This window comes from Zhongshania antarctica (assembly GCF_014202945.1).
GTDB lineage: Bacteria > Pseudomonadota > Gammaproteobacteria > Pseudomonadales > Spongiibacteraceae > Spongiibacter > Spongiibacter antarcticus.
The window spans coordinates 226,169-246,871 of record NZ_JACHHW010000004.1 but is presented as its reverse complement, the minus strand read 5'-3'; the positions used below and the strand labels follow the sequence as shown (position 1 = coordinate 246,871).

The window sequence follows — 20,703 nt, the reverse complement described above, 5'->3', positions numbered from 1 at the left end:
CAAATGCAAACCGCTTAGGTGAATTTTTCAGCCAAAGTCTTGCCATCCAAAAAACACTGTATATACTACCAGTACCTGTATAGATAAACAGATACTAAAATTATGGAAAAGCTCACTGCACGGCAAGCCCAAATTTTGCAACTAATCAAAGACCATATCGCCGATACGGGCTACCCGCCTACCCGCGCTGATATTGCCAGGGTACTCGGCTTCCGCTCGCCCAACGCCGCAGAGGAGCACCTAAAAGCCCTCGCCCGCAAAGGCGCTATTGAGATTATTGCCGGCGCATCCAGAGGCATACGCTTACCCGAAAACTTAGGCATTCCTATAATAGGCCGTGTCGCCGCAGGTAATCCCATATTGGCTGAAGCCAACATCGAAGATTACTGCGATATGCCGGCGTCAATTTTCTCGCCCAACGCCGATTACTTCCTGCGAGTTAAAGGCGACAGCATGATCAACGTCGGCATTTTTGACAATGATCTTTTGGCCGTACACCGCTGCAGCGAAGCGCGTAACGGCCAAATCGTCGTCGCGCGAATCGACAATGAAGTCACCGTAAAGCGCTTTCAGCAGCAAAAAAGCAAATATCACGTTTCGCTGATTGCAGAAAACCCAGACTACGAACCTATTCAAGTTGATTTACGAGAACAGGAATTTGCCATCGAAGGATTAAGTGTTGGTGTACTAAGACGCGGGAGCTAATAACATGACTTGTATAGAACAGATACCACTACACTACGCATCTGAGTCGGCTGTTGCCGCAGGCCAGATTACTGAAATCACTATGCACAGCGACGCACACCTGTCCAAACCGTTACTGGCCGCCATGCTCATACAGCTCAGTGCCAACTCTGACCAACGTTGGCTGTGTTGGGTCGCAGACCGGCCCTTAAAGCCATTGCTCAGCGCCTCTAGCCATCAGCATGGTCAAAAAATTCTGCAAGTCGTATCTAACAGCCAACGGGATTTGAGTGAAATTGCTATCCGCGCGCTTGAGCGCGGTAAAAGTCACACGGTGGCAATACTGCTTGAAAGACCACTGCGTGACGATGAACGCCGAGCGCTGGCTACAGCTGCCAAGGCTGGTGCGGCAGAATGCTTAGTGATTCTGATGCAGGCCTAAAACAGATACTAGGCACGCTAGGCCTGAGTGCCGGGGCGTATAGTATTTTAATGGATTATTTTAGACTGCAATTCTGGGTCATCTAAATCGGCTTCAGCCTCGTCGGCAAAGCCTTCATCGGCAGCGGCAACAGACACTGCCTCAATGCCAGCCTGCACCATGGCACGGGCAATCTCGAGACAAGAGCCGTTGATATGCTCGCGGGTCTCCTCGGAAAAACGAATCGTCACCAAGGGGTTTTCATCACCTTCCGAGCGCTGTAAAACAACGTCACCGTTAGCAAGTTCAACCAATTCTAAATATGACAGCACAAAGGATTCCTTGATATCTCTAACGTCAACGCGACGCCGTTGGCGGTATTGTATCAAACCTCGTCAGCCTGACGCCAACCGCAGACTTAATTCAATACTCCATTAAGGTCGCGCGATGGCGGGCAATCATCGATTTCAATTCTATAAGGCACCCAGCTAAATCAGGCTTCACTGCCGATTCCGACTGACCGTCCCACGCCAACACACCTTGCGGCGCGCGGCTTGCGGTGGCGGTTTGAACAAAGGAATAATTTACGATTGTCGCTAGCCAGCCCGGTTCAACTTCCCGCCCGGCCAATTCCTCAATCTCTGGTGGCAGCTCATCGGCCACCAGAGAGCGGGCGTTAAACTGCCCCTCAGGCAATAACAGCCCAAACTTGGGCTGTTGGTCAATAAGGTCTGCAAGATGGCACTGATAAGCCAGCAGAAGCTGCCATGCCAGCGAATCCGAAGTCGCGCGCTGAATATGCCCACCCCAATCATGCGGATCGGAGGCTTCTAGCTGAGCGAGGTACTGCTCAGCAAAGTAGACGTGCAAATTACATTGGCCGCGAAAGCTTTCCTTTAAACTAGCCAATTACTTGCTCACCTTCGTTTTTTTAGCAGGCGCTTTCTTGGCAGCGGTCTTGGCTGCAGTCGTCTTGCTCGCTTTTGCTGCCTTCTCGCGGACCACCCACTTATCGTTTTCGTAAAACGCCGCCCAGCCCGAGGGCTTACCGTCGACTTCAGTCTGCACATACTGTTCTTTCGTTTTTCGGCTATAGCGAATGACGGCATCCCGTCCTTCTTTATCTTTCGCTGGCGCCGCAAACAAAAAGGCGTATTTCTCGTCAATTTCACTCTGATGAGGCAGTATTTCTTTAACCAGCGGCGCCCTAGTCTCCCGATTGCGGGGGAAGCCGCTTGCGGCCAAAAACAATCCCGCAGCACCATCGCGAAGAATATAGTGGTCATCAACTTTTTCGCACTGCAACTCAGGCATAGGCACTGGATCCATCTTCGGCGGCGCGGCTTCACCACTGCGTAACAACTTGCGGGTGTTTTTACAGTCTTCACCGGTGCAGCCAAAATACTTACCAAAGCGACCGGTCTTGAGCTGCATATCTAGCCCACACTTGTCGCATTCAATGAGTGGGCCTTCATAGCCTTTTACTTTAAAGCTGCCCTGCTCTATCTCATGACCACTGCAATCGGGGTTATTGCCACAAATATGTAATTTCCGCGTGGCGTCGATAACGTAGCTTTCCATGGCGGTATTGCATATACCGCAGCGATGTTTGCTGCGTAGCACCTTAGACTCCGCCTCATCGTCATCGCTGTCGATACTGACGAAATCTTCGGCGGGCACCAAGTTTATCGTCTGCTTGCAACGCTCTTTTGGCGGCAGCGCGTAGCCCGAACAGCCAAGGAAAACACCAGTGCTAGCGGTACGAATTTGCATGGTACGGCCGCAATTGGGGCAGGGAATATCTGTGCCAGTTGGCACATTGTTACGCATGCCCTCGCCTTCAGCTTCAGCGGCCTCAAGGGTCTTGCGGAATTCTGAATAAAACTCGTCGAGCAGTTTTTTCCAGTTTTTGTCACCCGCAGCCACTTCATCGAGCAGCTCTTCCATACGCGCAGTGAAGCTGTAATCCAGCAGGTTACTAAAGCTCTCCACCAAGCGATCGGTAACGATATCGCCCATTTTTTCAGCGTAAAAGCGCCGATTATCGACCCGAACATAGCCCCGATCTTGGATCGTAGAAATGATTGCCGCGTAAGTTGACGGCCGGCCAATCCCGCGCTTTTCCAACTCTTTAACCAGCGCCGCTTCAGAATAACGCGGTGATGGCTTGGTAAAATGCTGACTAGGATCAACTTTAACAAGTTCAAGCCGATCACCCACTTTGACATCAGGCAGCTCTTGATCTTCTTCCTTTTTGCTCACATTCGGCGGCTGCACTTTCATAAAGCCATCAAACAACACCACGCGGCCACGAGTGCGCAATTCATAATCACCTGCCGTAACCACAACGGAGGTACTGGTAAAACTGGCAGACGCCATTTGGCAGGCCACAAATTGACGCCAAATCAACACATAAAGCCGTTCAGCATCGCGCTCCATACCCGCCAATTGAGTCGGTTCGATATTCACATCGGAAGGCCGGATTGCTTCGTGAGCCTCTTGAGCGCCCTCCTTGCTCGAATACGACTTCGGTGCCTCCGGTAAGTAGGCCTTAGGGAAGTTACTGCTAATATAATCCCGGCAAGCCGCTACCGCGTCGACACTCAAATTCGTCGAATCAGTACGCATATAAGTGATGTAACCCGCCTCATAAAGCCGCTGAGCCATCATCATGGTTTTCTTAACGCCAAAGCCTAGCCGCGTACTCGCGGCCTGCTGCAGGGTGGAGGTAATATATGGCGCACTCGGGTGACTTTTTGTCGGTTTATCTTCACGCGCGGTTACCGTGTAATCGGCACTACGTAAAGCCGCTGTCGCTGCCATGGCATCAGCTTCATTGTCAGGGCGAAAATTGACGCCAGCCTGCTTTTTCACTTCGAGACGGAGCTGGCCCGCCGCAGAGCTGTTATCGGTATGAATTTGCCAGTATTCCTCGGGAATAAAGGCCCGAATTTCTTTTTCGCGGTCAACCACCAAGCGCACCGCAACCGATTGCACTCGGCCGGCCGAAAGCCCCCGAGCAATTTTTGCCCACAGCAATGGTGACACCATATAGCCCACCACGCGGTCTAAGAAACGGCGCGCTTGCTGAGCATTAACCCGATCAATATCCAGTTCGGTTGGCTTTTCAAATGCGGCCTGAATGGCCTTTTTTGTAATTTCATTAAACACCACACGCTTGTAGCGGCTGGCGTCGCCGCCAATAGCCTCACGCAGATGCCAGGCGATAGCCTCCCCCTCGCGGTCCAAATCCGTTGCGAGGTAGATGGTGTCGGCATTTTCGGCCAGCTTTTTCAGTTCGCTGACAACCTTTTCTTTACCTGGCAAAATTTCGTAATGCGCCGCCCAATCTTTTTCTGGGTCAATTCCCATACGGGCAATAAGCTGCTGCCGCGACTTCGTCTTCTTATGAATTTCTTTTTCTTCTGGCGCCATTTTACGTGTCAGCGCGGCCGCTTTAGCGCGCTCTTTAGGATCGACCGTGCTGGCTTTTGCACTGCCACTGGTTGGCAGGTCACGGATATGGCCAATACTGGACTTGACGATAAACTCGGAGCCCAAATACTTGTTAATGGTCTTCGCCTTAGCTGGCGATTCCACAATAACCAAAGATTTGCCCATATTATCCTTCTGCGATTAAGGTAAGTGCATGACGCCTTAGCGGCGAGAGGCGACATATATAAGTGTTCATTTCGTCAGGGTCAAGGGGATAGCCAAGGCTTTTTTATGCCAATGGGTTCACACCAAGGCCTCATTTGCGGGTTTTACCAGCTCAAAGCGAGGCAATGTTTTTCCTTTATATTCAACAAGTTCCGCGAACATTGCCAGGGGTCTAACCCAAAGTGCGGCAGCGCCGTAAAGCGGCCGATAAACAACCAGCAATTCTTCAGTCTCGCTGTGCGTCGCCACTTCGTATACTTGGTATTCACCCCCTTTATAGTGGCGATACAAGCCCTTAGGAATATCAGTAACCGTCAACCTTTTATCTTGGGGCAATTTCCAGTCTTCCTTTTTCAATAATCGTGTTGAGACACAGGGCGATATCCGCCACAACCTTTTCATCTGCCTGACGTTCCCGCCAGTAAACATGGAGACCAATTGGCGTAAATTCAAGCATCGTTGCATCGTTTGGCAGCAAATTGCGGCATTCAGTGATGAGCATCAAAATTTCTGGACTACAGGGCTCCAGATCGTCTTCCCCCTCAGGGATATCCAACAACCAGCACTTCCACGTCGGCAGTGGCTTTTTGTTATGCACCGAGCGGGTATAACAAACACCAAAAACATCTTCCTCGCGCCGGACCCGCTCGCGACGAGACTTTGGCATGGCCACAACTTTTACCGACAAACCATGCGCGCGAGCCGCAGCCCTCACTGCGGCCTGCTGGGATTGCCGACGCGAAGGCAAAATCCACATGATTGGCGCCAACATAAAGCCGATTACTGCAAAGCCGATTAGCCACGCCATAAATTTCCTTTGGTAAATACTGGACAGTTGGCAGGCTTTATACCTTAATAAGTGAGTAAATTGCGAATATAGTTGGAGCCCAAAATGCCAAACTACCGCCGCATCCTAGCCGCGATAGATCTCTCAGATGAAGCTGACGCCGTACTAGAGCGGGCTGCCGGTATGGCTGCCCTACACGACGCAGATCTCCATTTATTGCACGTAGTCGAACCCCTTAGCCTCGCCTACGGCGGTGATATCCCCATGGATTTTTCTGAAGTCCAGCAACAGCTACAGCAGCAGGCTGAGTCGGCACTAGGCAAGTTTGCCCAGCGTTTGAATATTCCCAAAAACCAATGCCACTTACTCACAGGCAGGCCCGACGCGCAGATTCATGAATTATGCGAAAGCCTAGACGCCGACCTTATTATTGTCGGCAGCCATGGCCGCAAAGGCTTGGCGCTGCTCTTAGGGTCCACCGCAAACGGCGTATTACACGGCGCCGAGTGCGACGTGCTCGCCGTGCGTGTTGGGCGCGAGGACTAAATTAGCTCGCCCTAATGCGCTCACTCGGCCAATTCAAGCCAGCGCTCCATACAGTGATCTAACTCCGCTTGCGTCGCAGTGATTTTATCCAAGACTTCGGCAATAGCGCTGGGATCTTGCTGATAAAAGCCCGCACTACCCGACTTCTCCGCGAGCTTTTCAAGACTTAGCTCTAAGTTTTCAATTTTACTTGGCAAGCCATCTAATTCGCGTTGATCTTTGTAACTCAGCTTGCGGGCTTTGGGACTAGGCTTTGGCGTAGCCTGAGCTGGTGAGGACGGCGCCTGATTAGCAGCCGGTGCCGCCTTTTGCTGCGCGAGCCTGCGCGACATATAGGCCGACACCTCACTGTAGCCACCGATATGCTCACTGATGACGCCCTGGCCTTCAAATAACAAACAACTACTCGCCACACTGTCGACAAATGAGCGGTCGTGACTTACCAGCAGCACCGTGCCGCTAAAATCAACCAATAGGCTTTCGAGCAGCTCGAGGGTTTCCATGTCCAGATCGTTGGTCGGTTCATCCATTACCAGCACGTTTGCTGGTTGACTAAACAAACAGGCCAACTGGACGCGCGCGCGCTCACCGCCAGATAAGACACCAAAGTGACTACGCGCCCGCTCAGGGCTAAACAAGAAATCACCGAGGTAACTCATGATATGACGGTCTTTACCGTTGATGGTGACGGCATCACGGCCCTGCCCAACAATATCAACAACTCGCTGACTTTCATCTAAACGATCACGAAGCTGATCAAAATAGGCCACTTGCAGATTGGTACCGGCCTTCACGGTACCGGATTGCGCCTCTAGCTCCCCTAAAATTAAGCGCAGCAAGGTGGTTTTACCGGCGCCATTCGGACCGATAAGTGCCAATTTGTCGCCGCGGCAAACCAGGAGGGATAAATTATCCACGAGCAGTTTACCCGGCACCGAAAAGGACACATCGGTGAGTTCGGCAACCACTTTACCGGTGCGATCGGCCTGATTGACGCTAAGATTGGCTGATCCTGATTGAACCCGGCGCCGAGACCGCTCAGAGCGCATACGCTCCAGGGCTCTAACACGGCCCTCGTTACGCGTGCGGCGCGCTTTGATACCCTGACGAATCCACACTTCCTCTTGCGCTAAACGCTTGTCAAACAGGGCATTATGCTCAGCCTCGATTTCAAGTGCGTGCTCACGAAGCTCTAAATAGCGGGTGTAATTGGTGTCGTAATTCGTCAGTATGCCGCGATCTAACTCAACGATACGGGTGGCGAGTTTTTCAATTAAGGCCCTGTCGTGTGTAACAAACAACACACAGCCTTGAAAAGACATTACGCACTGCTCCAGCCACAAAATGCCATCCAAGTCTAAGTGGTTGGTCGGTTCGTCCAGCAGTAAAATGTCGGGATCGCAAACTAGGGCTCGAGCCAAGGCCACACGGCGGCGCCAGCCACCAGACATGCTGCACACCTTGGCATCGGCGTCTAATTCAAGGCGCGTTAATATATTGTCGATTCGCTGCTGGAACGACCAACCATCATTGGTCTCGATCTCCCGCTGCAAATGCTCGAGCTCTTTTAGCTCGGCGTCGCCCATATCACCGATAATAAGCTCATGATACCGGCGTAATACCTTACCCAGGCCGGCAAGGCCATCGGCGACCACGTCGTAAATAGTTTCATCTGGGGAGGCAAAATCCAGAGTTTGCTCCATGCGCGCAATTTTAACGCCTGGCTGGCGCCAAACTTCACCAGCATCAACGGCGGCACTGCCTTCCACAATTCGCAGTAAAGTCGACTTTCCGCAGCCGTTTCGCCCAAGCAAGCAAACTCTATCCCCAGCTTCGAGTTGTAATTCGGCGTTATCCAGTACAATCTGTTGTCCAATACTATGCTGTAATTGTGTAGCACGTAACAAAGGCATATATTTGATCCAATATAGGGTCGGCAAAGGCCATGAGGCCCCAGCTAAGTCTTTTAACTCATCGAAAATTCACACGTCATGCAAGGCTGCAGGGATATGAACCGCTTTTTTACACTCTTGGTCGTACTGGCAATCCAGGCGACAACTGTTATTGCCGATCCCGCGACGGATAACAGCAGGAGATTATACCGCGAAGCACTCACCGAAATCAGCCGTGGCCACATAGCCAATGCCGAAAAGCTGACCCCACAGCTCAGCAATTACGCTTTATACCCTTATTTGGAGCTGGAATTACTCAAAGCGCAGATAAACCAGGTCTCACAACAAACGATTGACGTCTATCTACAGCAGTATGGGGACACCATCACCGGTCAACGTATCCGTCTAACATGGCTTAATAAATTACAGCGCAACCGCAATTGGGCACTGTATACCGAATACTACCGAAAAAGTTCATCTGTCCAAAACAGCTGCCACTACACCCATGCACTTCGTCAAACTGGCAAACATAGCGAGGCCAACGCCGCAGTGAGTGAACTTTGGAGCACACCCTACTCGCTCCCTAAAGAATGCGATACCCCGATCAAAGAATGGTTCGCCACGCTTAGCCCCGCCCAAACTGAGCAGCAGTATTGGCACCGTGCCAATTTAGCTCTAAACAGCGGGCAGACTGACATGGCTTTTTACCTGCTCAGCAAGGTAAAGGACAGCGAATCGTACGTCGAGATTTTGCGTAATCCCAACCTACTCTTTAGTAAAGGGCTGACACTAAGTGCCAATGACCGCAGCCGCGACATCGCCGTGCATACCTTAAAGCGTCTTGCCAAAGGTGACTTTGAGCGTACTAACACCTTTTGGCAACAATTAGACCGCCAGCTAAAATTCACGCCGAGTCAAAATTATGCCCTGCGTGACAGTATGGCTCGTCAAATCATTGCCAGCGACGCGGATTACACCCGCGACTGGGTAATGGCCACCGACCCTAACTACGAAGACCCCTATCTTACCGAGTGGCGTATTAGGCTCGCTTTAAAAGACGGCGACTGGGCCGCTGTGCAACATATTGCACAATTTCTTCCCGACGATAAAAAGCAGAAGGCGGACTGGCGCTACTGGGCTGCCCGAGCAGATATAGAACTGCGCGGTGAGCTCACTGTTAGCACCCAGCTAGCCCTACAAAAACTCGCAGCAGAGCGCGGTTACTATAGTTTTTTAGCAGCCGATATTCTTAACGAAGACTACCAGTTAAGCGCTAGCCGCACTCTAGACCCCGCATTAATCAGCGAGGTTGAACAACACAGCGCGATCGCCCGAGCTCGTGAGCTGTACCTCCTCGGCGACACCGGCACTTCAAATCTTGAATGGGCTTATGCGATGCGAAGCTTAAATAAGGCAGAGCAAGTCGCAGCAGCGCAACTGGCACTCAACTGGGGCTGGCATTACCAGTCAATTATGACGGCGCTGAAGGCAGATGCATGGGATGATTTAGAGCTCCGCTTCCCAACACCTCACCAAGACAATTTCCGCAAAGTTGCCAAGCGTGAAAAAATCCAGCTTAAATGGATTTACGCTATCGCCCGTCAAGAAAGTGCCTTTGCGCCCGCCGCCAATTCCCGCGTTGGCGCTCGCGGACTCATGCAATTAATGCCCGGCACCGCCAAACTCGTCGCCAGGCAAATGGGGCTGCCCAGCCCGAAAACCGAAGACCTCATCACCCCAGAAAAAAACATTGCGATGGGCGGCTTTTACCTCGGCCAATTACTGGAGCAGTTCGGCGGCAACCGCATATTGGCAACCGCGGCCTACAACGCCGGCCCCAGTCGTATTGAGCGCGTATTATTGCGCCAAACCAAAGATATGCCCGCCGACATATGGATAGAGAACCTGCCCTACGGTGAAACCCGGGAGTATATTAAAAACGTGTTAGCCTTCAGTGTTATTTACGCCGCCAAGCTTGATTTAGAGCGGCCACTACTAGCCCAAGAAGAGCGTCAAATTGCGCCAAAAAATCGCGCTACCGCACTTAAAAACTAGTTTAACGCCAGCACCTCCACCGCGTCGCCGAGCTTAATCTCACCCTCGCCGCGGTGGATCATATTTTGCCCAAAATACACTTCACCACCACGCTGGCGCTGGGCTTTTAATGCGCGAAACACATCTGCCTCTCTCGATGCATCATCCAGGTTCACCGTCGGAATCGCACATCGCGCGCACGCTTTCACTACGTCAAACTCAATATCACCGATTCGAATTCGTCGCCAATGATCTTCCGCGAACGGCACCGCACCCGAAATGACAATATTGGGACGAAAGCGCTGCATATCCACGCTGCGACCAAGCCCAGCACTGAGCTGCTGCAAGGAAGCCTCATTACAGAGTAAAAAGGGAAAGCCATCGGCGAAACCGAGCCTATCACCGCGCTCTGCAAACTGCAGGTCAACCTGACGGTAACTATAATCAGGCATATAACAAAGCCGCAGTGAAACACCAAGCTGAGCACTGAGCCAATTTGCCGCCGCATCACCGGCGTCTAGCGCGGTGCAGCTATCGTCCCAAATGCCAACGTATCGCTCCTTTTCACTGCCATCGAGACAAACCTCAATCGCGTCAGCGGGGGAATCTAGATGCCATAGACAGATATCGCCACCCTGATAGCGCGCGCCAATTCGACACATCTTCGGAAGCTGGCGCTGAGTCATAAACTGCCCACTGTCATCCACCACCATCCAGCGTCGATCGCGGTCAGGCCCCCAGCTCGTTATATGGGTACTTGCTTGACTATGTCCACGCAGCGACTTAACGGGGTATGAAAAAAGCCCGGAAACAACAAGACTCATCCCGTTACCTCCTCTCTGGCAAATGCCAAAACCGTAGCGCCGTCAAACGGCCAACGCAACTCAAGGTCACTGCCTGTATGCGTCAACACAGGGATAGACAGCGCATAGCGCTCGAGCAGATTATCGTCGTCAGCGATATCAACAACTTCAATCTGCCAATCGTAACCCTGCGACAAAAGCTCACTTAAAACGGCTTCTGCCAATTCACACAGATGGCACGCTGAAGTGCCATACAGTACAAATGACGTCACCGACGCCTGCGCGTCCATGCTGAACCTCCTTAATGGATATAGGCCAAAACAAAACAGCCCGGCATTGCCGGGCTGTTTTTATACGAAAATCGACAAGGCCTTATTATAAATCGTAACCCACTTCGTTGTGACAGGTAATATCCAAGCCTTGCGCTTCTTCGTCTGCGCTAACACGCAAGCCAATCAATTTATCGATTAGCACGAATAAGCCGTAACTAATAATAGCGGTATAGGCGAAGGTTGCACCAATACCAATCAATTGTACTTTGAGCTGCGACGCTATCGTCATACCTTCGGCGAGCCCCTGACCACTGAATACGCCCAGCTCACTGCTGGCGAAAATACCCGCCAAGAATGTCCCTAAAATGCCGCCAACACCGTGTACGGGAAATACATCAAGGGAGTCGTCAATTTTCCATACCTGCTTCATTGCTAAAGTAATGTAAAAACACACAATACCCGCACTTAAGCCAATCACCATAGCGCCCGCGGGGCCCACATAACCAGAAGCTGGCGTAATAGTACCCAAGCCTGCCACCATACCGGTTACCGCGCCTAAAGCACTTGGCTTGCCAAAGCGTTTCCACTCAATTGCCGACCAGGTTAAGCAGCCCGTTGCCGCAGAGAGGTGCGTCACGAGCATTGCCATACCGGCATCGCCATTAGCACCCAGAGCGCTGCCAGCGTTAAAGCCAAACCAGCCCACCCACAGCATACCCGCACCGATAAACGTCATGGTCAAATTGTGTGGCGGCAAGGCCATTTGACCGAAACCCTGACGTTTACCGAGTACTAGCGCAGCCACCAATGCAGCGACACCTGCGGTTATATGCACTACGGTACCACCGGCGAAATCGAGCAAGCCCATTTCCGCCAACCAACCACCACCCCATACCCAGTGGGTTACGGGTGCATAGACCAACAACAACCACAGCGCAGAAAATACCATTACCGCCGAGAATTTGATCCGCTCTGCAAAACCACCAATAATCAATGCTGGGGTAATAATGGCAAAGGTCATCTGGAACATAATAAAGACAGTTTCAGGAATATCGCCGCTGACGCTGTCTTCGCCCACGCCGGCCAGAAAGGCTTTGCTCAAGCCCCCCACAAAGGCGGTGCCCTCGCTGAAAGCCAAGCTATACCCAGCAACCACCCACAACAGCGAAGCGAGGCAGGTAATACTGAAACACTGCATCAATACGCTCAGTACGTTTTTGCTACGTACTAGGCCGCCGTAGAACAAGGCTAAGCCAGGCAATGTCATAAACAGAACAAGGGCTGTCGAGGTTAACATCCACGCGGTATTACCGGTATCGAGACTCTGAGCGAATCCCCACTGTGGTGCAAAAATAGTAGCGAGCAAAACTGCAATACGCAGAGGGCGCCAATTTCCCTTGTTTTTCATCAACAATATCTCCAAGTGCTAAATTAAACGCACCAATTTAGGTCGTTAATTATTTAATCGCTCGATATTGGGGCGAAAATGGCCAGCCTGAGATAGTCAGGCACCATCGCAAAACCCAATACAAAATAACTTAAGCCACTGTTTATAAAAACTTTAATTATTAGAGTCCATTCCAAGCACAGCAACTTAAATAAATGCGACATAAGATTTATGGGCTGGAGTTCCAGCAACGCACAAATAACTAGCAATATTCATGCCCAAACTTAGTGCGCAAGCACCATAAAATAGCACCAGTATTAAAAGACATTTGGCCCTTCAATTTAAATAGCGTAAAACAAGGTAAGACTTGGCGTTTTCAATTAATATTCTCCATCACGCACTGCGCGCCTCCTGAGCCCCCTTAATACCGGTAAAAGGCGCCTTTTAGCCTAAAAACCACAGCAATATAAGCGAACTCTATGAGCAGCGAGAACTATCAGCAACGCAAGACCTTTTTCGATCAGCTATTAACAATCTATGGTCGCAAGCCGGTACTTGAAGCCCTTCAAGATCCTGATATGCAGGTCTACAAGCTTCATCTCGCCCACAGCAACAAAGAAGACGGCATCATTCGCGAGCTACGCCAGCTCGCCGAACAACGCGGCATTGCGATTGAAATGCACGAGCGCAAAGCCCTGTCGCGCATTTCCAAAAACGGCAAACAAGATCAAGGGGTTGCCGCCGACCTGCAGCTCAGCGCCTACCAGCCTTGCAGCGCCATTAGTGGCGATCATTTACAGACAGCTCCGCGCCGCTATATTGCCCTAGACCGCATTACCAACCCGCAGAATCTCGGCATGATTATTCGCTCGGTGGCAGCCAGCGGTATTGACGGCCTAATTTTACCCCGCCGTGGCGGTGCGCCACTTACCGCCTTAGTTATAAAAGCCAGTGCTGGCACACTGTTTAAGGCGCCGATATACCACTGCGAGGACTTAGACGCAGAATTACTGCGCATGAAAGACGATGGCGCCACCCTATGCTGCTTGTCGTCCCACGCTGAACACTCGCTTTTTGATTACAAAGCGCAGGGCAGCATGGTTTATATTCTTGGCAATGAAACTGAGGGCGTGAGCCGCAACTTAGAAAAACGCTGTAATGCCCGCTTAAGAATCCCTATGCACAACGGCGTGGAATCGCTGAATGTCGCGGTAACAGCAGCCTTAATTGCCTTTAGTGGGATTTGATCGCGAGCGACAGAAGAAATAGCGCGCAAACACGAAGCAAGCTTTGCGTTTGCGCTCAGGCTTATTTGGCCAAATAAGCCATGGCCTGTTCAAGACCACCCAAGGTCATCGGATACATATGCCCCTCAAGCTGCTGTTCAACCATTTTAATCGACTGAGTCCAGCTCCAATCAGAGGGCGGCACTGGGTTTAACCAAGCTACTTTATCGTAGGTCTCGCGCAAACGTCGCATCCACGCCTCCCCCGCCTCTTCATTCCAATGCTCAACACTGCCGCCGGGCTGGACAATTTCGTAGGGCGACATCGACGCGTCACCCACAAAAATCACTTTATAGTCCGAACTGTATTTATGCAGGATATCCAGCATTTGAATACGCTCAGCGTGACGGCGCATATTGTTATCCCACACCGACTCATAGATGTAGTTGTGGAAATAATAATATTCCATGTGTTTGAATTCAGTGCGCGCAGCCGAGAACAGCTCCTCACAGACTTTAATATGCGGATCCATAGAACCGCCCACATCAAAGAACAACAGCACTTTCACAGCGTTGTGGCGCTCCGGCACCATCTTTAAATCGAGCATGCCACCATTCTTGGCCGTAGACGAAATAGTATCGTTGATATCTAATTCGTCGGCAGCGCCGGTGCGCGCAAATTTACGCAGGCGGCGCAGCGCAACTTTAATATTACGCGTACCCAGTTCAACGCTGTCGTCGAGATTTTTAAAATCCCGCCGTTCCCACACTTTAATCGCTTTTTTATTCTGACTTTCGCCGCCGATGCGGATACCTTCCGGATTGTAACCACTATGACCATAGGGCGAGGTGCCGCCGGTACCAATCCATTTGTTGCCGCCGGCGTGACGACCTTTTTGCTCGTCAAGACGCTTTTTAAACTCTTCTATCAGTTTATCCAGACCGCCTAACGACTCAATCTTGGCTTTTTCTTCTTCGCTAAGCTGCTTAAGAAACTCCTTGCGCAGCCAGTCATCAGGAATCATCGCTTCAATAATATCGTCGACGCTACTGAGGTCACTAAAATAGCGACCAAACGCTTTATCGAAACGGTCGTAATACTTCTCATCCTTGACCATGCACAACCGTGCCAACTGATAAAATTCGTCTACATCGACAAACGCCAGGCGTGCTTGCAGCCCCGCCAATAAATCGAGCAGTTCGCGGATGGTTACCGGCACACCGGCATTGCGTAAACTGAGAAAAAATTGAACTAGCATAATTTAATTGCGGCCATCGCGACGATGCATAAAGGCCAAACGCTCGAGCAAATGGACATCCTGCTCATTTTTCAATAGCGCGCCGTACAGCGGCGGTATGGCCTTACTGGCATCACGGTTCTTAAGAATTTCTCCGGGAATCTCATCCGCCAGTAACAACTTCAGCCAGTCTATTAATTCTGAAGTCGAGGGCTTTTTCTTTAAACCAGGAATTTTACGAATTTCAAAGAAAACTTCCATGGCCTCGGCCACCAGCTCTTTAGCGATATCTGGATAGTGAACCGCGACGATTTTCTGCATGGTTTCCCGGCTTGGGAAAGTAATAAAGTGGAAAAAGCAGCGACGCAAAAATGCATCTGGCAATTCTTTCTCGTTATTACTGGTAATGATAATAATTGGCCGATGCTTGGCTCTAATGGTTTCGCCGGTCTCGTAAACAAAGAATTCCATACGATCAAGTTCAACCAGCAAGTCGTTGGGGAATTCAATATCCGCCTTATCAATTTCATCAATCAGTAACACCACCTGCTCATCAGCGGCAAAAGCCTCCCAGAGCTTGCCGCGACGGATATAATTGCTGATATCTTTTACTTTCTCATTACCCAACTGAGAGTCGCGCAACCGCGAAACCGCATCGTACTCATACAGACCCTGCTGAGCCTTGGTAGTCGATTTAATGTGCCATTGAATTAACGTCTTGCCCATTGACTCGGCGACCTGTTCCGCCAATAAGGTTTTACCGGTACCCGGCTCCCCCTTGATTAACAGCGGGCGCTGTAATGTCACCGCCGCGTTGACAGCCATACTCAGGTCGTCAGTTGAAACATATGAATCAGTACCGGTAAATTTCATTCGTATTCCCTAAAACTTGTCGCACTGTTCTAAACTGTTCAGGCGATGATTAAAATGACTGCGCAGAAGACTACCCAAGCTGGCATTATAAGGCAATTACAAATCAGGCCAGCTATATAATCCACTTTCGGTGCCAGATTGGCGAAATAAAGCCAACTGCGCCTAATAATCGACATTTCAGGCTATTGGAGATGACCATGCCCGCCCCTTTTGATGATCTAAGCCTCACCATTGGTAACACCCCCCTCATTAAAGTTAAACGCATCAGCCAGCACAATATTCTGGTAAAAATGGAAAGCCGTAACCCAGCCAATAGCGTGAAGTGTCGTATCGGCGCCAATATGATCTGGCAGGCGGAGCAAGATGGTAACCTGAAAGCCGGTATGGAGATTGTTGAGCCCACCAGCGGGAACACGGGTATTGCTTTGGCTTTTGTGGCTGCCGCGCGGGGCTACCCCATCACTCTCACCATGCCCAGCACCATGAGTATGGAGCGACGCAAGGTCTTACTCGCGCTCGGCGCCAAACTGGTTCTGAGCGATGGCAGCAAGGGCATGAAAGCCGCTATTGCAGCCGCTGAAGCCATCGTAGCCAGCGACCCTGAACGCTATTTTATGCCCCAACAATTTAGCAATCCAGCGAACCCCGCCATTCATGAACGTACCACCGGCCCCGAAATATGGGAAGACACCAAGGGTGAAATTGATATTTTGGTCGCAGGGGTAGGCACCGGTGGCACGCTATCGGGCATATCGCGGTATATTAAAAACCAGTGTGGCAAGGCAATCACCACCATTGCCGTAGAACCCAGCTCCACTAACCTCATTCGCAGCGCACTCAATGGCGGCGAAGTACAGCATGCACCCCACAAAATTCAAGGTATCGGCGCGGGCTTTCTGCCCGACAATCTTGATTTGAGCATGGTCGATGCCGTGGAAGCCATCGACGACGACGAAGCCATGCAATGGGCGCACCGCTTAATGAAAGAGGAAGGCATTTTAGCCGGTATTTCTAGCGGTGCGGCAATGGCGGTAGCTGAGCGCGTCGCCAGTCGACCTGAAAACGCCGGTAAAACGATTGTGGCAATTCTTCCGGATTCGGCGGAACGCTATTTAAGCTCAGCCCTATTTGCCGGTACCTTTACTGAGATTGAGGGCTAAGTAAGGATTTTTTCAGGCCTAGCAACTCCGGGTTCTGGGCCAAAGACTCGTACTTCAAAAGCTCATCTATTTGCTGAACTCGCTGCTTTGGCTCTGCTGACGCAGCGATAATCGCTGCGCTCATCGCCGCAACTAAACGGTCTAGCTTTTTCATTACTTCGCGGTTGTGCGGATGCAGCACATAGGCCCGATCTAGGTAGTGCAGCGCACCGTTAATATCGCCAAACTTCAATGCTAAATCGGCTTCAGCTAAATGTGATGTCAACTGTTGCTGCACCGCGACCGGTAACTCGCTAAAGGGGATATCAGGCCCGATTTCCGGTTCATACACGGCAAAGAAAGCAATTGCCGACAGCACGACGACTAACAGCGCAACGCTAAGCTGCTTTACTCGCCGTCCGGCGCCACTAAATTGCCGATAAAATTGCCCCGCATCGGGACAGCGCGCGTCTCGGTCAAAGGCCAAGGCACTGTTTATGGCCTGCCACTGATAAAGTGGAATACCTTTGATTCGCTTTGGCTTTAAGCCTTGATCACGCGCGAGGGTGGCCTTTTTCTTAGCAAACGGGTGCTCGCCGGTATACAACTGGTAGGCAATGATCCCTATCGCATAGACATCGTCTGAGGTGTGCGGTGGCGCCGCAGCAAACATTTCACAGCTTGCGTAGCCTGGTGTCAGACCGACAACCTCACCAATATCATCTCCGCCCCCGTATAAGGCACGCGCTATACCAAAATCCAATACTTTTATAACGCCTTCATCGGTGACAAAAATATTGGCGGGTTTAAGATCCGAATGCACTATATTGCGTTTGTGAGCATAGGCAATCCCTTGCGCGAGCGCCTCAATATAGCTACGTGCATGACGCTGGCAATGCGCTCTATCATTGATGATTTCATCAAGCGTGCGGCCCTTTAATGCCTCCATGGTCATGAAGAACACATCACCGTCACGATCAAAATCGTAAACCGTAATAATATTGGGGTGAGCGAGCTTTTGTGACTTATCGGTCTCGCGCTGCAGCGCAATATAGGCGAGCGGGTCTTGCGAAAAGTCACCGGCGATCAGTTTTATCGCCACATAAGGGTCCTTGTGCTTGGCCTCTAACTTGCGCTCATCGACAGCGAGAAACACGGCCCCCATACCACCCTCACCCAGCTTTTTTTCAAGGCGAAACCGATCTTTGAGCACGCTACCAACATCAAAGCCCACGGCCTGGCCCGCCCCATTGGAGCCCCCCTCATCAATAAAAAAAGCGGTATTATCGCCCGCCTTACTACCCAGCTCAGTGGCATCACTTAGCTGGGTCGCTTCATCGTTTACCACGGCTGTCTTATCGTTGTTCGCGTCGACGCCAGCAGCCCCTTCACCGCGAGGCGATACCAGTTCAGTACCTTTTGCGTCAAAAGATACTCGTGTTGCGTCGTCATCGCACGCTGGGGAAACCAGGGTACTGACACGGGTTTTGTCCTGTTCACTCATTTTCAATCCTTAGCACCGACACCCCAATTGCCATTGAAACGGCGTAAACGGGCCCACTACTACTTGACAAAATCTGGCCACCGGTCGCGCCAGCAGCAGCGATGGTTAAAGTTCGGGACCAGCACTAGTTCGCCGCCGTGCCTAGCAATAAATGCCCGTGTCTGGTGGGACGGAACATTCTCGTCATTTTCACCAGCAAAATGCCGATACCGGATATGCCTGGGATAATGAGACAGCATAGGATTCAGCGATTCATTCAAAGGCAAATACCCATGATGTTTCGCCCATCCGTCAGTATCTAAGTTCGCCGCCACGGTAATCACCTCGTCTACCGATACCATATGAGCGAGCATTAACATTGCTAAGCTACCGCCGCCACTGTAACCAATCAAGCTGACGCTGCTAGCACCTCGCTCCGCTATCATGGCCTGCGCGGCGGCTGCCATACTGCGCACCACCGCCGCACTGTAACGCGCCGACGTCCACAGCCTCTCGTTGCACATTGGCTCATCGTGCAAGCCCAAATAGCAGGGCCGCCCCAAATAGACGACATCGGCCTCTGTATCAAGACTGGCCAAGCCTAAAACTAAAGGGTTTCTGGGCGTCGGGTCACTGGCAATATATCGACCGCGCAGCCAAGGACTACCATCACCATCGAGATAAATATGCAGTGTTTTTGTTGTCGTTGACTGAGGCTTGGCGTAAGTAACATGACGGAAGTTCAGCCCTTCAATAAGCCGCTTCGTCATACCAAAACGCTCTGCGGTGACGTCAATACGTTGAGCCGGCGTGGCACAGGCAGCGAGCATTAACATCCAAACAAAAATGAACACTGAACCTTGCCGAGGCGCATTCACTGATAAAGTACTAATTCCCCAGACCCTTAAGGTAATTCAAAGCGTAAGCCTAAGGTCGCGGTATATTTATTCATATAGTCATGCATTAACAAACGCTCATAAGCGGCATAGGCTGCCAAGCCGCACTTAAATTGCGCAGACACACCGAGGGAAAGCGCTAAGGTACTCGAATCCGGCTCGTCGGACTGATCAGAAATGCTCGCGAGGAAGCTCTTATCGGCATCATTCAAGGTCTGACCATTCGTCTTATAGGCATCACCCTGATCAAAATTAAATTCAGCCCGCACCGATGGCGACAGCACGCCCCAGGACTGCAATAAGGAATAGTCTGCCTGCAAAGCCAAACTCAAAACAGTAGAGTCAATATCTTGGGCATTAACACTGCGCACAGCCCCACTACCGGAGGCAGACCGCTCGGTGTAGCTGTCCACCTCACCTCGCATATATAAGGCCCGCACACTGGGGTTTAATCTCAGTGGGCCGTAGTTATAATCAGCGCCTAAGGTAAAATCAGCATACCAATAATCACCCTCTGTTGACGCCGAAAATGTATCGTTTGCAGTGCTACGATTCACATCAATATCGATTGCCCCATAGGCGAGAAACGCCGATATATAATGTTTGTCCCAATATTTAGCGCCGTGGCTTCCCAACATTAGCGACGACACCTCACTGCCACCCAAATGGCTGTCTAAATCACTATCGCCATCACTAACACTCACCGACAGGCCCGCAAAGCTTGCATTATCCACTCGGTAATCGAAGCCTAAGGTTATCGCATTGCTCTCTTGATCATAACCACCGCTGCTGGCCGTTGCCTCTCGATCCCGTTTGGTATATTCAGTAAAGCTGAACAAAGACAGGCGACTATCATCAAGTAGCGCATTATCAGCACTATCAGCACCAGCCGCGCCACCAAGATGTAGAAAATTCAAACCAGCTGTCTGATTAGTATCGCCTGATTTGGATCGCAAATTATTAATTTTATTGAGAACTGTCATTGCTAATTCTTTCGCCTGACTAGCACTGCCCTCAGTCACCGTGGCGCCACAGCTATCATTTAATTCTGTCGGAGTCGGTTCTGGGTTTCCACTTTCGGCGACCCTTATTGCCGTAGGTGATTCAAAACTTACGTACTCACCACCCGTGCCAACGCCCCCCGTGGGTGGCGGCGGATTCTCCGAGTTTGAATCAGTTTGCTTGCGAGCTTGGCAATTTTCAGCTGCACTCGCCGGTAAGGCCAGCGTTAAAGCGGCGAACAGCACCAGCAAAAACTCCATGTTTAGCGTTAAATTTTTCACTAGCAAATCTCCCTATCCAACTAAGCTGCCACCCATTTAACATTGTTGTAACAGCCTCTGATATGCCGACAAGCGCCTTG

Annotated in this window: 20 protein-coding genes; 6 read left to right on the top strand and 14 right to left on the bottom strand. The window is 51.0% G+C overall.

Annotated features, from left to right (window positions below):
- Positions 1-102: 102 nt before the first annotated feature.
- Complete coding sequence (gene lexA, locus HNQ57_RS08305) at positions 103-705, top strand: transcriptional repressor LexA (protein ID WP_184462267.1); 603 nt, start codon at positions 103-105, stop codon at positions 703-705.
- A gap of 4 nt (positions 706-709) precedes the next feature.
- Positions 710-1,126, top strand: a complete 417-nt coding sequence (locus HNQ57_RS08300; RefSeq protein WP_008247637.1) for a hypothetical protein — start codon at positions 710-712, stop codon at positions 1,124-1,126.
- 47 nt (positions 1,127-1,173) lie between these two features.
- On the opposite strand, the gene HNQ57_RS08295 is transcribed toward HNQ57_RS08300, so the two are convergent.
- From HNQ57_RS08295 to HNQ57_RS08275, 5 genes are all read right to left on the bottom strand, one after another.
- Positions 1,174-1,437: a hypothetical protein gene (locus HNQ57_RS08295; protein WP_184462266.1), complete on the bottom strand. Its 264-nt coding sequence runs from the start codon at positions 1,435-1,437 to the stop codon at positions 1,174-1,176.
- 91 nt (positions 1,438-1,528) lie between these two features.
- Entirely contained in the window at positions 1,529-2,014 is a 486-nt protein-coding gene (locus tag HNQ57_RS08290; RefSeq protein WP_184462265.1) for a hypothetical protein, read from the bottom strand.
- A complete protein-coding gene (gene topA, locus HNQ57_RS08285; protein WP_184462264.1) occupies positions 2,015-4,726 on the bottom strand; it encodes a type I DNA topoisomerase in 2,712 nt (903 codons plus the stop codon). It abuts the gene before it with no gap.
- Between the two features lie 117 nt (positions 4,727-4,843).
- Positions 4,844-5,083: a DUF1653 domain-containing protein gene (locus HNQ57_RS08280; RefSeq protein WP_226968320.1), complete on the bottom strand. Its 240-nt coding sequence runs from the start codon at positions 5,081-5,083 to the stop codon at positions 4,844-4,846.
- Positions 5,084-5,087: 4 nt separating this feature from the next.
- Positions 5,088-5,573 carry a hypothetical protein gene (locus HNQ57_RS08275; RefSeq protein ID WP_184462262.1) on the bottom strand — a complete coding sequence of 162 codons (486 nt, stop codon included), beginning with the start codon at positions 5,571-5,573 and terminating at the stop codon, positions 5,088-5,090.
- 84 nt (positions 5,574-5,657) lie between these two features.
- Between HNQ57_RS08275 and HNQ57_RS08270 the strand changes: the two genes are divergently transcribed.
- Complete coding sequence (locus HNQ57_RS08270; protein WP_184462261.1) at positions 5,658-6,098, top strand: universal stress protein; 441 nt, start codon at positions 5,658-5,660, stop codon at positions 6,096-6,098.
- A gap of 20 nt (positions 6,099-6,118) precedes the next feature.
- On the opposite strand, the gene HNQ57_RS08265 is transcribed toward HNQ57_RS08270, so the two are convergent.
- Complete coding sequence (locus HNQ57_RS08265; protein WP_184462260.1) at positions 6,119-8,011, bottom strand: ATP-binding cassette domain-containing protein; 1,893 nt, start codon at positions 8,009-8,011, stop codon at positions 6,119-6,121.
- A 96-nt stretch (positions 8,012-8,107) separates the two neighbouring features.
- On the opposite strand from HNQ57_RS08265, the gene HNQ57_RS08260 reads away from it, so the two are divergent.
- Positions 8,108-10,045, top strand: coding sequence for a transglycosylase SLT domain-containing protein (locus HNQ57_RS08260; RefSeq protein ID WP_184462259.1), 1,938 nt, complete (start codon positions 8,108-8,110; stop codon positions 10,043-10,045).
- On the opposite strand, the gene HNQ57_RS08255 is transcribed toward HNQ57_RS08260, so the two are convergent.
- From HNQ57_RS08255 to HNQ57_RS08245, 3 genes are all read right to left on the bottom strand, one after another.
- Positions 10,042-10,848, bottom strand: a complete 807-nt coding sequence (locus HNQ57_RS08255; RefSeq protein ID WP_184462258.1) for an MOSC domain-containing protein — start codon at positions 10,846-10,848, stop codon at positions 10,042-10,044. The genes HNQ57_RS08260 and HNQ57_RS08255 overlap by 4 nt on opposite strands.
- Complete coding sequence (locus HNQ57_RS08250; RefSeq protein WP_184462257.1) at positions 10,845-11,117, bottom strand: glutaredoxin family protein; 273 nt, start codon at positions 11,115-11,117, stop codon at positions 10,845-10,847. Before HNQ57_RS08250 ends, HNQ57_RS08255 begins: the two co-directional genes overlap by 4 nt.
- Positions 11,118-11,202: 85 nt before the next feature.
- Positions 11,203-12,507, bottom strand: a complete 1,305-nt coding sequence (locus tag HNQ57_RS08245; protein WP_184462256.1) for an ammonium transporter — start codon at positions 12,505-12,507, stop codon at positions 11,203-11,205.
- 458 nt (positions 12,508-12,965) lie between these two features.
- On the opposite strand from HNQ57_RS08245, the gene HNQ57_RS08240 reads away from it, so the two are divergent.
- Positions 12,966-13,733 (top strand): TrmH family RNA methyltransferase, encoded by a 768-nt coding sequence (locus tag HNQ57_RS08240; protein WP_184462255.1) that lies wholly within the window; start codon positions 12,966-12,968, stop codon positions 13,731-13,733.
- A 61-nt stretch (positions 13,734-13,794) separates the two neighbouring features.
- Here HNQ57_RS08240 and HNQ57_RS08235 read toward each other — a convergent pair whose 3' ends face one another.
- Positions 13,795-14,970, bottom strand: coding sequence for a vWA domain-containing protein (locus tag HNQ57_RS08235; RefSeq protein ID WP_184462254.1), 1,176 nt, complete (start codon positions 14,968-14,970; stop codon positions 13,795-13,797).
- A 3-nt stretch (positions 14,971-14,973) separates the two neighbouring features.
- Complete coding sequence (locus tag HNQ57_RS08230; protein ID WP_184462253.1) at positions 14,974-15,822, bottom strand: AAA family ATPase; 849 nt, start codon at positions 15,820-15,822, stop codon at positions 14,974-14,976.
- Positions 15,823-16,019: 197 nt separating this feature from the next.
- On the opposite strand from HNQ57_RS08230, the gene cysK reads away from it, so the two are divergent.
- A complete protein-coding gene (gene cysK, locus HNQ57_RS08225; protein WP_184462252.1) occupies positions 16,020-16,982 on the top strand; it encodes a cysteine synthase A in 963 nt (320 codons plus the stop codon).
- Here the strand turns inward: cysK and HNQ57_RS08220 are convergent.
- Genes HNQ57_RS08220 through HNQ57_RS08210 form a run of 3 tightly spaced genes read right to left on the bottom strand, consistent with a single transcriptional unit; the run spans position 16,963 to position 20,623 of the window.
- Positions 16,963-18,465: a serine/threonine-protein kinase gene (locus HNQ57_RS08220; protein ID WP_184462251.1), complete on the bottom strand. Its 1,503-nt coding sequence runs from the start codon at positions 18,463-18,465 to the stop codon at positions 16,963-16,965. The two genes, cysK and HNQ57_RS08220, sit on opposite strands and share 20 nt — an antisense overlap.
- A gap of 59 nt (positions 18,466-18,524) precedes the next feature.
- Positions 18,525-19,298 (bottom strand): alpha/beta hydrolase, encoded by a 774-nt coding sequence (locus HNQ57_RS08215; protein ID WP_184462250.1) that lies wholly within the window; start codon positions 19,296-19,298, stop codon positions 18,525-18,527.
- 50 nt (positions 19,299-19,348) lie between these two features.
- Entirely contained in the window at positions 19,349-20,623 is a 1,275-nt protein-coding gene (locus HNQ57_RS08210) for an autotransporter outer membrane beta-barrel domain-containing protein (RefSeq protein ID WP_184462249.1), read from the bottom strand.
- Positions 20,624-20,703: the final 80 nt, after the last annotated feature.